The organism is Hyphococcus flavus, from assembly GCF_028748065.1.
Taxonomy (GTDB): Bacteria; Pseudomonadota; Alphaproteobacteria; order Caulobacterales; family Parvularculaceae; genus Hyphococcus; species Hyphococcus flavus.
The window spans coordinates 2,423,098-2,436,394 of sequence record NZ_CP118166.1; the positions used below are offsets into that span (position 1 = coordinate 2,423,098).

Consider the following 13,297-nt stretch of genomic DNA (forward strand, 5'->3'; position numbering starts at 1 on the left):
GTTTCATACAGGAAAACATCAGATCGGCAGGCGTATAGTCGCCTTAAGGCCGCCATAGTCAGATTTATCGAGCGAAACATCACCGCCATGGGCGCGGGCGACATCCCGCACAATTGTCAGTCCCATGCCGACGCCGCTTTCATTCTGATTACGTGCGGCGTCAAGTCGAACGAAGGGTTTGAATACATCCTCGTATTGTTCCGGTGCGATGCCGGGTCCGTCGTCGTCGACTGTAATCTCCACAAAGCGATCCGTACGCCGAGCGCTCAGCCAGACATTGTCAGCATAGCGCAGTCCATTGTTCACCAGATTGCTGGTCGCCCTGTGCAATGCGCTGCGCCGGGCGGTAATTGAAACATTCGATGGCGCCGCCGCAATGATGCATCGGCCCGATCTTTCGACGTTGCTTGTGATCTCATCAAACAAGCTGGCGACTCTAAAGGATTTCGGCTCTTCATCGACAGCTTCGTTTCTTGCGAAGTCGAGATAGGCTTCCACCATCTTTTCCATCTCGAGCACGTCACTGCGTAGCGCATTTATCTCATCGCCGTTCGGCTGCATGGCCAGCGCAAGCTTTATACGCGTGAGCGGCGTTCTGAGATCGTGGCTGACGCCGGCGAGCATGGCCGTGCGCTGTTCAAGATGGCGTTTGATGCGTTCGCGCATGGCGATAAACGCGTATCCCGCTTTTCTGACTTCCGTCGCGCCAGTAGGGCGATAGTCCGGGGAATCACGGCCCCGGCCAAATGCTTCGGCCGCGTTGGCGAGCCGCAGAATGGAGCGCACCTGATTGCGCATGAAAATAATGGCAGTTGCGCCAATCAGGATAGATGTTGCGATAAGCCAAAATAGAAAGATAGGCCCGGTTGTTGCGAATACCCGATCGCGCTGAGCAAAGAATATCAGCGCGCCATCACCCAATTGCACTCTGATCTCAACATCGTTTGGCCAGCTTTGCGTATTCATCCAATAGGGCCAGGCAAGGGCGCGCCTTAGTCGTCTGTCCAGGGTGGCGTTGTAAACATTGAACCGCGCAAGCTGGTTGTCTTCGGGGATTTGCATCGCAGGCGCATAGCGCACGCGAATGTCCAGATCCTCGAGCGCTTCATTCATAAGCTGCGTGCGCTCAGTATCCGTTTCAGCGTTTTCATATTGCCTTGAGATCAGCGCAATTTGTCCCGCCACATTTTCTGAAAGGTTTGCTGTCACCAAATCCCAATGACGCACGAAGAAAATATAGGTGACCAGAGATTGCGTAATAAATATCGGCAGGATGACGATCAGCAGAATGCGTGCATAGAGACTTTTAGGGAAATAGCGGCGGATCATTATCAGTCCGCCATCAATGCATAACCGACGCCGCGTACGGTCTGAAGGTATATCGGCGCGCGCGGGTCTTCTTCAATTTTCTTGCGCAACCGCGTGACCTGGACATCCACGGAGCGTTCCATGCCTGCATCAGACTGTTGCGCAAGGGCTTCCCGGCTGATGGGCTCTCGCGGTTTCTGTGCAAGGGCGCGCAGCAGCGATGCTTCGCCTGCGGTCAGCCGCACAAGCTCACCATTCTTTCTCAGCTCGCCACGGCCAATGGAAAAATTACAATCACCGAACTGAACTTCCTTGCGCGACAGTTGCGCCGGTTTTGATCTTCGCAACAGGCTATTGACGCGCAGAAGCAATTCGCGCGGTTCGAATGGCTTCGACAGATAGTCGTCCGCTCCTGCTTCAAGACCTTCGATGCGATCTTCAGGCAAGCCGCGCGCGGTCAGCAGCAAAATTGGCACATTGGAAATATCTCGAACAAATTTCGTTAGTGAAAACCCGGTTTCGCCGGGCATCATTACGTCGAAAATAAATAAATCGAAGTCGAAAGCTGCTATCAGCGAACGCGCCTGAGTCGCATCAGCGGCGATTGACGCGCGGAAACCGGATTCTGCAAGATAGCGCTTAAGGAGCGTGCGTATTCGGTCGTCGTCATCGACGACCAGTATATGCGAGGCATCGTCGTAGTTGGCTTTTTTATTCATTGCGTCCGGTTACTATCGTTCGGTTCCTTCAATAGCGCAAAAGCACTTTTGATATAACCGGCGCCGGTCCAAGCCGTCAGAACGGCCGCCAGCCAAAGCACCCCGCCGGCTGCCGGACGAAGACTTTCGCCTACCGCGCCCAAAGGCGCGGCGGCAAGCAGCAGGCCAGCAGCGGCAAGTTGGGCTGTTGTTTTCCACTTGGCGAGCACTGTAACGCGCAGGGTTGTTCCTTTTGGTCCCAAAGCCTCACGCAAGCCACTGACAATAAGTTCGCGCAAGATAATAACCAGGACGGCGATAACGCCATATCCATGAATAACGCCGTTCCGCGTTAATAAAATAAGTGCGGCGGTGACCAGCAGCTTATCAGCCAGCGGGTCGAGCGCCGCGCCGAGAGCAGACGTTTCGCCACGCGTCCGCGCAACATAGCCGTCAAAAAAATCCGTGATCGCTGCGATGATAAAAATCGCCAACGCCGCTTTCATGTTCCATGACACATTCGCCAGAAAAGCAAATGCAAAAGGAATGATCAGCACTATTCGCGTGAAGGTCAGAACATTGGCCATGACCGCAGCTTAAGCTGCGCCGCAGGCGAGCGCCAGCCATGCTAACCGTTGCTGTCGTCATCGCCCCAGATGCGTTTCCACCAGGGTTCCGACTTCGGCGGGTCGAAGCTTTGCGCGCCTTCATTCATTTTCTCACGGATGTCATCGATATTCCATCCAGTGAGATTGGCGAGGGTCTGGGCTTCTTTCTCAAAACGCTTCGGCAGGTTTGCGCGATAGTCTTCAGCGGCTTCGCACGTAGTATCGCCTTTGTAAGGGTGTCTCAACACATAGCGGCCCTGAAAATTCGACTTGTCACCGGTCTCCTTGAGCACAAGGTCTTCGGGGAATGTCTGCGCGTCATAAGAAACATGAAGTCTTGTCACGTAGACGTCCTGCGCCTGCGGTCCCGGACGGCGCGGTTGAATGCCGGCGCCGTCATTGTCGAGCCAGTAAACGCCAAGCTCACGCAATTCCTGTGACGACAACGGATCGGCTGCGCACGGATCACACCAATTCATGTTCCAGGCATATTCCATGAAAACAGCGCGGCCGTTTTCTTTCTCAACTTGCTCGTCGAACATGGATTTATAAAACGATCCGAACTCATCCTTGACGTAAAGCGGAATATCCATACCGGTTGGCAGTTTTACGGTGCGATAGTTTGTGGTTTCAATACGGCCGGAGCGCGTCAGACCGAAAACGAAAAGCTCTTGCTTACCGTCCGCGTTTACCGTGCCAAGTCTTATCGGCAGTTGGAACTTCGGCGACTCGAATGCGATCTGCAGCGGTCGCAGGTATTTAAGGCCCGTCTCGGCTTGTTCTTCAAGATTGACCTTTGCGACGAAAAACTTGGTGCCTTGCTTTATATAGCTGCCGAGTGTCGCTTCGGCGCCGTCGGGCAGCTTATATCCGTTCTCGACGAGCCATTGCGCTAGCCCGCCGGACTGTTCCGCGGAAAGGATTTGGATGTCATATTCGCCGACTGTGTATTCAGCTTCGATCGTAACGCCGAGACTGTCGCGCTCGCCTTCCGCAACGCCGTCTTCCATGACGGCGGTGGGCGCCGCCATCTGCAGCGCTTCCTTGCGATAAACCGTACACGGGTCCCCGTCAAAATACTCGACAAGGCGCGGGGCCGTGTAGGCGTCAAGGTGATCGATGATGGCGTTATCCGTGACGTGGATCTGCTCTTCCTGCAACACAACCGGCACAGGGATGACCATGGCGAATTCTTTCAAGTCGCCTTGATAATCGTTCGCCATGGTGATGACCGTGCGATCATTGTCGCGCATGATTGCGACTTTGGACGCCTTGTTGAAAAGCTTTGTGTCCGCCTTGGCTACGTAAAAGCCGCAAAACGCAACGGCGCCGCTGGTTAGCGCGATGGCTGCTGTGGCTGAGGCGGCGGCGAAAAGCGCTTTCTTGAGCGAGCGATGCATGAGAACTCCTGACTTTTATTCTGCGGGATAAAGATGCGGCGCCGGTTCAGTCCGGCGGGATTTTTCCGGTATGCGCAATTTGGGCGTCGATACTGGATCGCCCCACTGATAGCGCGGTGAAGGATCGAATAACTCGAGAAACGGTCGTGCGATGCAGACAATCGCCAGCGCGTAAAACAGCCCGTCGGCGATGTAAAAATGATAGGTAAGGACATAGGCGATCAGCGCTGCGCTCACGGAAAATACAGCGCGTGCGATGGAACCGTCCGGCGTCGTCTTTGGATCTGAGATCATAAAGAACGCAAACAGGATCAATGCGCCATTCTGTAGTCTTAACAATGGAATTGCCAATGGATCGCCCAACCAAATGGCGCGAACGAAGATGAGCGCGGCGAATGCGCCGAGGAAAATCAACGGCACGTCAAAGCGGGCGGCGCGATAGGTGACAAAGAGGCCTGCGCCAGCGAGCAGCATGGCGAACCACAGCGCCGTGCCCCATTGACCGGGTGTCGTCCAGGCGGCGTTCAACAGCGGCCCTTCGGACAGTAACAGCAGGGCGACGATCCCGGCGTTTGCGGGATTGAAAATATGCTTATTGTGAATGCGGAACATGAACTTCGAGCCAACGCCGATAAGGGCGGCGATGATCAGTGGCGTTACGCCGTCAGCCCTTAAGAGTAGAGAAAGAGATAACGTCGTCACCAGCGCGCTGCGCGGATCGAAACGGGTCGCGGTCATGACGGAGCCAAGGTATTGCGCGAAAAGCGCTGCTGTAGCGATGCTGGCGACCTGTATTGGGGTAATCGCGAAAGCACGCATGGCGAGACCGAATGCCAAGACCGCTGACAAAGTCAGGATCTGGTAGTGGCGGGGGTCCCGGAATAAAGAGATTTGCATCTTCAGCAATACCGCATGCTTGGCTCGAAGCTCCCTTCTGACCGATGAGTTAGGCCGAAACGAGGCGGGGCGGGGGAGGATTGATGGCGATAACGGGTTTCCGAAATGCTTGCCTGCGGGCGGGCTAAACGTAAACGAAGCGTTTCCGGCATTAGTAAAACGACAAATGATTGCCGTTAAGACGGCGCCAAGATATGGGCTCGTCTGAGCGGGGCATTCAATTGATAGCGCGTTTCTATAACTTTCTTAGATATTTCACGGACTGGTGGGCTCTTATCGTCCTTGCCTGCTTGCTCATTTACGCCAGGATGTGGCGGCTCAACTACTATTGCGCCAATTCAGTAGTGAATGAGCCATCAGACAAAATCCGATGCAGCAAGTTTATGGGCGGGCATACGGACGAGCGGTTCTTTACTGACCACGTATTCGTTCATACCACGCTTGAGCAGGCTGCAATCTTTCTGCTGATCCTTTTTGCGCCGCGTTTATTACTTGCGTGTATGAACTTCTATTATCGAAGCAAGAACAACAGTGATTTGATCGTGGATCGCTGATGGTATCTAGCCGTCATGGAAATGGTCGTAGATCTTTTGTGCAAGAGCCGCTGAAACGCCTTCCACAGCTTGCAAGTCTTTTGGCTTTGCGCGAGCAATCTCTTTCGCTGAACCGAAATGGTTAAGTAGCGCGCGTTTTCTTTTCGCACCGATGCCAGGCACCGCGTCTAGCGGATTTGCCGCGATTGCTTTTTTGCGCTTGGCGCGATGGGCGCCAATAGCGAAACGATGAGCTTCGTCGCGCATGCGCTGCAAGACAAAAAGACCCGGGTCACGGGGGGGCAGCATGAAAGGCTCGCGTCCCGACATGACGATCTGCTCGCCGGTGGCCGCCATGGTCCGGTCTATGCGTTTGCCGCCGTCTTCGGTTTCGCGCCGTCCCTTCGCAACACCTATGATTGTGATGCCTTCGGCTTCCGGGTCGGCGCCAAGTTCTTTCAGCGCGTCAAGTACTACACTCAATTGCCCCTTGCCGCCATCTATGATGATCAGATCAGGCCGCTCCGCGTTTTCGTCTTTCATCAGGCGCGCAAAACGCCGTGTGATAACTTCGCGCATCATGCCGAAATCATCGCCAGCGGCGAGGCTTTCTGTTTTGATATTGAACTTGCGATACTGGTTTTTGACGAATCCTTCCGGCCCGGCAACGATCATGGCGCCGACCGCGTTCGCCCCCTGAATGTGAGAGTTGTCGTAGACTTCAATCCGCTCCGGCGGCGCCTCAAGAGCCAGAATGTCGGCTAGCTGGCGCAGGCTCTTTTGCTGACTTGCGGATTCCGCCATGCGCCGGGACAATGACTCGCGCGCGTTAAGCCCCGCTGATTTTACAAGATCGCGCTTTGCGCCCCTTTGCGGCTGAGTGATCGCGACATTGCGCTCAGCCCGAAGCGACAGGGCTTGCATCAACAGACCCGCCTGCGGCGGCGTATGCGAGACCAGAATAAGCCGCGGCGGTTCGCGCGAGTCATAAAATTGTGCAATGAACGCATCGAGGATGGCTTCAGGCTCATCTTCCTTGTCATGTTTCGGGAAATAGGCGTGGTTGCCCCAGTTCTGGCCGCCACGGAAGAAAAAAACCTGCACGCAAGACTGTCCGCCTTCGGAGTGAATGGCGAAAACATCAGCTTCCTCCACCCCGCCGGGATTTATATCTTGCGCGCCTTGAATATACGATAGCGCGCGAATGCGATCGCGTAGTGCGGCAGCGCGTTCAAAATCAAGATCGGTCGAAGCAGCTTCCATCTGTTCAGAGAGAGTTCGCTGCACCTTGGCGCTTTCGCCGGAAAGAAACGTTTTTGCTTCATTGACGAGCGCCAGATAATCTTCCTTGCTGATCAGATCGACGCATGGCGCTGCGCATCGTTTTATCTGATGCAACAGGCAGGGGCGCGTGCGGCCCTCGTAAACGCTGTCGGTGCAAGAGCGCAAAAGAAATGCTTTTTGTAGTGTGTTTAGCGTGCGATTGACTGCGCCGGCCGAAGCGAACGGACCATAATAGGCGCCTTCACGTTTTCGTGCGCCGCGATGTTTCAGGATTTGCGGTGCTTCGTGGTCTTCCGCGACGAGAATGTAGGGGAATGATTTGTCATCACGCAGAATTACATTGTAGCGCGGCTTTAGCTGCTTGATGAGATTTGCCTCAAGCAACAAAGCTTCTGTTTCTGTCGCTGTGACGACAAACTCCATCGCGCATGTTTCTGCGATCATTCGCATAATGCGGTTCGAGTGCCCGCCGCCCTTGGCGTATGAAGAAACCCGTGCTTTCAGGCTTTTCGCCTTACCCACGTACAAAACGTCGCCTTTTGCATTGATCATGCGATAAACGCCGGGCTTGGCGGGCAGGCGTGTTACGTGGTCCGCGATCAAATCTGCGCCCTTCAATGGCGCGGCTTTGCTGACGGAAGTTTCGATTTCGGGGCTCATCGTATATTGGTTAACCAGGCGTTCACGTTCCAGGTTGTACTTTAACATGAGCTAGTCGCGCCAGGTTATAAGGTCAAATGTCAGCGGAGCTGAAAAGCAAGTCGGACATATCGATTGTCCTGTTCCTGTTCACGGCGCTCGCCGTCTTCGGCGTCGCTGGCGGCGGGTATTTCGTCCATGACTATGCACGGGCGCGAGCGAGCGTTTCATGGCCGGCCGTTGATGGAATTGTCCTGAGCCAGCTTGACGATGAACATGCAAAAGTGCGCTATGTTTATTCCATCGGTGGGCGTAGCTATGAAGCTACGCGCGAACGGATGTTTTTGTCCCGGCTCTTTTCTGAGAAAGAGCGCGATTACCGTCCGGGTGAGAAGGTAACTGTTTACGTCAATCCGCAAGACCATGGATTTGCTGTGCTGCGCCCCGGCGGTGCTGGCGTCGCCTTTATTTTGTGCTCCATACTGAGCGGGCTTGCGGTCTTCTTTGGTTTCGGCGGGGTCTTCTGGGCGCTATCGCGAAGTTCCGATTCTGATTTCGCTCTTGCAGAAGATGCAGCTTAGGCAATCGCTGTTTATTTTTTTCGGGTGATTTCAACGCCTGCCGCTTCGGCTTCATCGATGGCGTTGGGTTTTGTTATGCGCACCATGACGGAAAGCACCATGGGATGCGCCAGCGCCAGGCTGGCTACTTTCTCTGCTAGCGTTTCAACGAGCTTTATATGTCCTTGCGCGATGATGGATTTGACGCCCTGCGTCATGCGATCATAGCAGACCACATCCTCAAGCTTGTCGCTTTCAGGATTTGCTGGCTCGATAACATCGAGTTCCAGATCAATCCTGACTGGCTGGGGGGCGCTTTTTTCAGTTTCGTAAGCGCCAATATAAGCGTCGAGTAATAACCCCCGAACAAAGACCCTGCGCTGAGGCGCGCTCGCAACACGCGGCAGCGGTGTGACATCTAGCGGACGCTGTTCTCCCATGACTATTCCTTTACCAGTACATCTGGCGTGCGCCAGCCCAGATGCTGCCCGCCGTCTACGGCGATCATCTGCCCCGTAACTGAGGCAGCCGATATCAAATAGACGAGGGCGTCGCAAATATCGCCCGGCGTAGCCCCCTTGCCAAGGATTGTAGAGCCGGTCTGTTGCTCCCAATCCTGATCAGACTGGCGAGCGTTTTTAAGGGTTGGTCCAGGCCCGATGGCGTTGACGCGAATTCCCTTTGGCCCAAGTGCCTGCGCTAAGGTTACGGTCAGCGTGTGCAGGGCGGCTTTTGACACCGTGTAGGAGAGAAACTGCGGTGTGAGTTTTAGCACCCGTTGATCGATGACGTTGATGATTTGAGCGCCCTCGCTGGCTTGCGCGGCGAAATCCTGAGCCAGCTTTAACGGCGCGCGCAAATTCGTTTCGATGTGCTTGTCCCAGCTCGCGCGCGTCATGGTTTCGATATCGTCGAACTCAAAAACAGATGCGTTGTTGACGAGCAGTGAGAGGGGACCAAGGCTTTCGCACGCCCTATTGATCAATGTCGAAACTTCGGTTTCATTCGATAAGTCCGCCTTAAGTGTGGCGGCGGTTTTGCCTTTTGCTATTACTTCACTAGCGACCGCTTCAGCGTCTTTTGTGGAACTGTTGTAGTGAACGCCGACGTCAAATCCCTGATCGGCAAGCGTTAAGGCAAGCGCCCGGCCTATCCGCACGCCTGCGCCAGTGACAAGCGCCGCGGGCACAGATCAAAGTCCCCCGGAAGAAACGGTGATGAGGAAAAGAAACCCGACATAAGCGAGGAAGAACAGGCCGCCGGATAGACGCCCGACATCACGCCTTGTCAGTATGAAAGCCGTAATTGCAACCGAAGCCAACACCATTACTGGAATATCGGCGCGCAGGGATTCCGGATCGAACACCGCCGTACCGGCAAGGCCAGCCGCGCCGCCAACGGCGAGAAGGTTGAAAATATTCGACCCGACAACGCCGCCAATGGCGACGTCAGCCTTTTTATGAAAAGCGGCGGCCATAACAGTTGCCAGTTCCGGCAGCGACGTTCCAAAAGCGACAATCGTTAATCCGATGATTTCTTCCCTGACGCCAAGTCCGGCGGCAAGGCTTGCGCCGTTGCTCACAAGAAGGTGCGCGCCAAGCGGCAAACCGATCAGGCCTGCTGCAAGGAAGGCGATGGTTTTCATCGTGACGCCGTTTGAGGATTGATATTCCTCGACTTCGTCAATTACAGGCTCCGATGTTTTGGAAATACTCGCGCGAATCCACATGTACGCGACATAAACAATGATGCCCGCGAACAGGCCGGCGCCAATGGTCGTGTCGATAAACCCAGGCCCGTATGCAGCGGCTACGAATGCGCCGGTGGCGAGCATCATGAATGCTGCATGCCGGCGCAAGCCAAGAACATGCGTGCTGATTGGATAGATGAGCGCGGGTAATCCGAGCACGAGGAAAATATTCGCAATGTTCGAGCCGATGATATTGCCGAGCGCGATGCCGTCATTACCACTCATGACGGCTTGAACCGAAACGACCATTTCCGGTGCGGATGTCCCGAACGCGACAATCGTAAGGCTGACGATCAGGGCGGGGATATTCAACGCGGCGGCGAGATTGACCGCGCCGCGCACCAGCATGTCGCCGGCGACCAACAAAATGGCGAGGCCAAGAATTAGGAATGCGACTTGGTGGACGATCTCCGGGATCATACAAGCCTTTGCGTTATGCAGCGGTTCAAAACGGAGCGCCTAGAGCTGATGGCGTTCTCCAGCGAAATATATGACGATATGGGAAGCCGCTTGCTGACTTGAAGACCGTTGTCTGGAAAATCCTGCGGCTGATTCCCGGCAAGCGTCAGTCAATGCTGCCTTTTTCCAGAAGATTCAAAAGCGCAAAAACGAGAACAAAAACGACAATGGCCGCGACTGCCATCCATCCTGGACCCATGGTAAAACCCCTCTAATTCGTAGCTGGCATCTTATAGGGGCGCTCGCGCCGGGCGTCACCCCCTGACATGCGGGCCAATCAGGCGTCCGCAAAGTGAGAATACACCTCAAATTTTGGATAAAACGCTCTGGTCGGACAAACCACTTTTTCACACGGCGGTCATTAGGCTCTTGGCGGGTTCAAAAAGGGCGGGCTTATGCACAGCGAAGTATTGGAAAAGCCGGTCAGGGTCACGGAACGGCGCCTGACCGAGCGGATACGCCAGAAGTGGGCTACGTTGGCGAGAGGGCGGCTTCCGTCCTTGCGTGAGATAGAAAACCTCAATCTGGGGCTTGATCGCGATTATTGTTTCGCGGTGGACCTGCGCCTTTCAGACATTCTGCCATATTTCGTTTTCATGGGAGATGAGCTGTCGCGTTACTCAACGCTTTACCCTATGGGCGATCCGCGACGAGAAAAAACCTTGCTTGATACGGCGATTGGCAAGATCGACGAAGCGGCGCTGACGAGGCAACCCGTCAATTATGATGCTGTCACGAGGCTGGATAACGGGCGCCGGATCGCCTTTCGGACCATCCTGCTGCCGGTGGCGGAGAACGGCCGCGACGTGAGTCATGTCTTTGGCGCCGCTAAAGGCAAGGGGATTTGATCCGGCCCCATGTCAAATCGTGAACAATTTTAACAAAATTACCCGTCCGGAAAAAATCGTCAGCTTACGACCCTGTCGTAGAGTTCAGGTTCTGAAGGGCTTAAATTTTACGCGGGGGCGAAATGCTTAGCGATGTTGCTGAACTGTTTGGAGAAGTTGCCGAAGCGCCGGCCAGAGACCGGCGTATAACACGGCGTCTTGTTGATCTGTGGGCGCGCGCGGCGCGCGGACAGTTCCCAAGCTGGGCGGCGATGCAGGAGATGGATTTCGGCGAGGATCAGGACTGGCTCTTTGTTGTTGACCTCGAAAAAAGCGTCGGGTTCCCGTATTTTATTTTTATCGGTGACCGGCTCGCCAAACTTTCAGATGTACATCTGAGCGGCGAAGATGATTGGACGCTCACGGTTCTCGATAAGGCGACAGCCGATGTCTATGCGGCGGTAGCGGGTGAAGCGCCGCATTTTCGGGAAGACACGTTAATCCTGTGCGACGGTCGCAGATTATTGTTCCGTTCGGTCACCGCGCCGCTCGCCGATGATGGAACGACCATTACTCACGTCATCGGCGCGGCTACCGGCCGGTTGGCTGTTGAGGTCGAACCGACCTTAAAGCTTGTTGAGTAGTTCTTGAGCAAACTCGCAGCTTTATACTTTCATTGAGGCGATTTAAGCGGATATCAACTCTGCAAGCGACGTGCGCAGGCTGAAAACCGCGCCGCTTGCCGAGCCGCTCTGCTGCGATTAGGTTCGCGCCAAATTCAAGAGCTCCCGGCGTCGTCAGGCGTGTGAGCGAGCATAATTTGGCGAGGACAACCCCATGACCATCCACGGACATTTCATCAACGGCGAGGCAGTCGAAGGTACGAGCGGCCGTTTGCACGATGTCTTCAACCCGACAACCGGCGAAGTGCAGTCTCAGGTCGCGCTGGCGAGCCGGGATGAAATGGCCAAAGCGGTCGATGCGGCGCAAAAGGCTTTCCCCGCTTGGGCGGCGACAAACCCCCAACGCCGGGCGCGGGTCATGTTCAAATTCAAAGAGCTTGTCGAAAAGGACATGGACAATCTGGCGAAAATGCTTTCGTCAGAGCATGGCAAAATCCTGCCGGATGCGCGCGGTGACGTGCAGCGTGGTCTTGAGGTTGTGGAATTCGCTTGCGGCATCCCGCATCTGCAAAAGGGCGAATACACCGAAGCGGCCGGGCCCGGTATTGACGTTTATTCTATGCGCCAGCCGCTCGGCGTTGTTGCAGGTATTACGCCGTTCAACTTCCCGGCGATGATCCCCATGTGGATGTTCTCTGTCGCTATCGCCTGCGGCAACACGTTCATCAACAAACCGTCTGAAAAAGATCCGTCTGTACCGTTGCGTTTAGCTGAGCTGATGATGGAAGCCGGCGCGCCAGGAGGAGTGCTAAACGTCGTCAACGGCGACAAGGAAGCTGTAGACGCCATCATCGAAGACCCGCGCATCAAAGCGATCTCTTTTGTCGGCTCGTCAGACATCGCCAACTACATTTACGCCGGCGGCGCCAAGTACGGCAAACGTGTCCAGGCGTTTGGCGGCGCCAAGAACCATATGATTATCTTACCCGATGCGGATATGGAAAACGCCGTAAACCAGCTCATCGGTTCCGCTTACGGGTCGGCGGGCGAGCGCTGCATGGCGACGCCGGTGGCGGTGCCCGTGGGCGAGGGGACAGCGGATGAGCTGATCTCCATGTTGAAGCCGAAAGTCGAAAGCCTGCGCATCGGTCCTTCGCTGTCGGAGGATTCAGATCTAGGACCTCTTGTGTCAGCGGCGCATCGCGACCGTGTGGCCAGCTACATACAAATGGCGGTGGATGAGGGACAGGACCTTGTGGTCGACGGTCGGGATTTCTCTCTGCAGGGCTATGAGAACGGGTTCTTCATGGGCGGCACGTTGCTCGACAAGGCCAAGCCAGGTCATAAGTCATACGATGAAGAAATTTTCGGGCCCGTTCTGCAAATCGTGCGTGCTGAAAACTTTGAAGAAGCGACAAGGCTTCCCTCAGAGCATCAGTATGGCAATGGCGTTGCGATCTTCACCCGCAATGGCGCCGCAGCGCGCGAATTCGCCCAGAAAGTGAATGTCGGCATGGTTGGCGTTAATGTGCCGATCCCCGTGCCGGTCGCCTATCACACATTTGGCGGCTGGAAGCGTTCGGGGTTCGGCGACACCAACCAGCATGGACCGGAAGGCGTCAAGTTCTGGACCAAGATCAAGACGATCACCCAGCGTTGGCCGGAAGACGTTCAGGGTTCGGAGTTTGTTATTCCGACAATGGGATAAGTC

General features: G+C 55.2%; 14 protein-coding genes. 5 read left to right on the forward strand and 9 right to left on the reverse strand.

Features of this window, described 5'->3' with window-relative positions:
• Positions 1-18: 18 nt before the first annotated feature.
• From PUV54_RS11560 to PUV54_RS11580, 5 genes are read right to left on the reverse strand one after another with little or no spacing between them, the layout of a single operon-like run.
• Positions 19-1,329 carry an ATP-binding protein gene (locus tag PUV54_RS11560; protein ID WP_274492399.1) on the reverse strand — a complete coding sequence of 437 codons (1,311 nt, stop codon included), beginning with the start codon at positions 1,327-1,329 and terminating at the stop codon, positions 19-21.
• Between the two features lie 2 nt (positions 1,330-1,331).
• On the reverse strand, positions 1,332-2,027 hold the full coding sequence (locus PUV54_RS11565; protein ID WP_274492400.1) for a response regulator: 696 nt from the start codon (positions 2,025-2,027) through the stop codon (positions 1,332-1,334).
• On the reverse strand, positions 2,024-2,593 hold the full coding sequence (gene pgsA, locus PUV54_RS11570; RefSeq protein WP_274492401.1) for a CDP-diacylglycerol--glycerol-3-phosphate 3-phosphatidyltransferase: 570 nt from the start codon (positions 2,591-2,593) through the stop codon (positions 2,024-2,026). The genes PUV54_RS11565 and pgsA overlap by 4 nt, the downstream gene beginning before the upstream one ends.
• A gap of 41 nt (positions 2,594-2,634) precedes the next feature.
• Positions 2,635-4,014 (reverse strand): DUF2330 domain-containing protein, encoded by a 1,380-nt coding sequence (locus PUV54_RS11575; protein WP_274492402.1) that lies wholly within the window; start codon positions 4,012-4,014, stop codon positions 2,635-2,637.
• Positions 4,015-4,029: 15 nt separating this feature from the next.
• Positions 4,030-4,863, reverse strand: coding sequence for an RnfABCDGE type electron transport complex subunit D (locus tag PUV54_RS11580; protein ID WP_274492403.1), 834 nt, complete (start codon positions 4,861-4,863; stop codon positions 4,030-4,032).
• A 242-nt stretch (positions 4,864-5,105) separates the two neighbouring features.
• Between PUV54_RS11580 and PUV54_RS11585 the strand changes: the two genes are divergently transcribed.
• Positions 5,106-5,465 (forward strand): hypothetical protein, encoded by a 360-nt coding sequence (locus tag PUV54_RS11585; RefSeq protein WP_274492404.1) that lies wholly within the window; start codon positions 5,106-5,108, stop codon positions 5,463-5,465.
• Positions 5,466-5,471: 6 nt separating this feature from the next.
• Here PUV54_RS11585 and uvrC read toward each other — a convergent pair whose 3' ends face one another.
• The gene (uvrC, locus tag PUV54_RS11590; protein WP_420797959.1) at positions 5,472-7,388 is read right to left on the reverse strand and encodes an excinuclease ABC subunit UvrC; all 1,917 of its coding nucleotides are present in this window, start codon (positions 7,386-7,388) and stop codon (positions 5,472-5,474) included.
• A gap of 77 nt (positions 7,389-7,465) precedes the next feature.
• On the opposite strand from uvrC, the gene PUV54_RS11595 reads away from it, so the two are divergent.
• Positions 7,466-7,948, forward strand: coding sequence for a DUF3592 domain-containing protein (locus PUV54_RS11595; protein WP_274492406.1), 483 nt, complete (start codon positions 7,466-7,468; stop codon positions 7,946-7,948).
• Positions 7,949-7,959: 11 nt separating this feature from the next.
• Here PUV54_RS11595 and folB read toward each other — a convergent pair whose 3' ends face one another.
• Genes folB through PUV54_RS11610 form a run of 3 tightly spaced genes read right to left on the reverse strand, consistent with a single transcriptional unit; the run spans position 7,960 to position 10,097 of the window.
• On the reverse strand, positions 7,960-8,367 hold the full coding sequence (gene folB / locus PUV54_RS11600) for a dihydroneopterin aldolase (RefSeq protein ID WP_274492407.1): 408 nt from the start codon (positions 8,365-8,367) through the stop codon (positions 7,960-7,962).
• A gap of 2 nt (positions 8,368-8,369) precedes the next feature.
• A complete protein-coding gene (locus PUV54_RS11605) occupies positions 8,370-9,116 on the reverse strand; it encodes an SDR family oxidoreductase (protein WP_274492408.1) in 747 nt (248 codons plus the stop codon).
• Between the two features lie 3 nt (positions 9,117-9,119).
• Positions 9,120-10,097: a calcium/sodium antiporter gene (locus PUV54_RS11610; protein WP_274492409.1), complete on the reverse strand. Its 978-nt coding sequence runs from the start codon at positions 10,095-10,097 to the stop codon at positions 9,120-9,122.
• Positions 10,098-10,531: 434 nt separating this feature from the next.
• Between PUV54_RS11610 and PUV54_RS11615 the strand changes: the two genes are divergently transcribed.
• The 3 genes from PUV54_RS11615 (at position 10,532) to PUV54_RS11625 (ending at position 13,294) form a co-directional block, all read left to right on the forward strand.
• Positions 10,532-10,984 (forward strand): hypothetical protein, encoded by a 453-nt coding sequence (locus PUV54_RS11615; RefSeq protein ID WP_274492411.1) that lies wholly within the window; start codon positions 10,532-10,534, stop codon positions 10,982-10,984.
• Positions 10,985-11,106: 122 nt separating this feature from the next.
• On the forward strand, positions 11,107-11,607 hold the full coding sequence (locus PUV54_RS11620) for a hypothetical protein (RefSeq protein WP_274492412.1): 501 nt from the start codon (positions 11,107-11,109) through the stop codon (positions 11,605-11,607).
• 193 nt (positions 11,608-11,800) lie between these two features.
• On the forward strand, positions 11,801-13,294 hold the full coding sequence (locus PUV54_RS11625) for a CoA-acylating methylmalonate-semialdehyde dehydrogenase (protein ID WP_274492413.1): 1,494 nt from the start codon (positions 11,801-11,803) through the stop codon (positions 13,292-13,294).
• The last annotated feature ends 3 nt before the right edge of the window (positions 13,295-13,297 follow it).

Excerpts from the sequence above, each read along its gene's own strand:
- PUV54_RS11595 (WP_274492406.1), top strand. The coding sequence starts at position 7,466 with ATGTCAGCGGAGCTGAAAAGCAAGTCGGACATATCGATTGTCCTGTTC.
- PUV54_RS11565 (WP_274492400.1), bottom strand. The coding sequence starts at position 2,027 with ATGAATAAAAAAGCCAACTACGACGATGCCTCGCATATACTGGTCGTC.
- PUV54_RS11575 (WP_274492402.1), bottom strand. The coding sequence starts at position 4,014 with ATGCATCGCTCGCTCAAGAAAGCGCTTTTCGCCGCCGCCTCAGCCACA.
- PUV54_RS11610 (WP_274492409.1), bottom strand. The coding sequence starts at position 10,097 with ATGATCCCGGAGATCGTCCACCAAGTCGCATTCCTAATTCTTGGCCTC.
- PUV54_RS11620 (WP_274492412.1), top strand. The coding sequence starts at position 11,107 with ATGCTTAGCGATGTTGCTGAACTGTTTGGAGAAGTTGCCGAAGCGCCG.
- folB (WP_274492407.1), bottom strand. The coding sequence starts at position 8,367 with ATGGGAGAACAGCGTCCGCTAGATGTCACACCGCTGCCGCGTGTTGCG.
- uvrC (WP_420797959.1), bottom strand. The coding sequence starts at position 7,388 with ATGAGCCCCGAAATCGAAACTTCCGTCAGCAAAGCCGCGCCATTGAAG.
- PUV54_RS11615 (WP_274492411.1), top strand. The coding sequence starts at position 10,532 with ATGCACAGCGAAGTATTGGAAAAGCCGGTCAGGGTCACGGAACGGCGC.
- PUV54_RS11560 (WP_274492399.1), bottom strand. The coding sequence starts at position 1,329 with ATGATCCGCCGCTATTTCCCTAAAAGTCTCTATGCACGCATTCTGCTG.
- pgsA (WP_274492401.1), bottom strand. The coding sequence starts at position 2,593 with ATGGCCAATGTTCTGACCTTCACGCGAATAGTGCTGATCATTCCTTTT.
- PUV54_RS11625 (WP_274492413.1), top strand. The coding sequence starts at position 11,801 with ATGACCATCCACGGACATTTCATCAACGGCGAGGCAGTCGAAGGTACG.
- PUV54_RS11585 (WP_274492404.1), top strand. The coding sequence starts at position 5,106 with ATGGGCTCGTCTGAGCGGGGCATTCAATTGATAGCGCGTTTCTATAAC.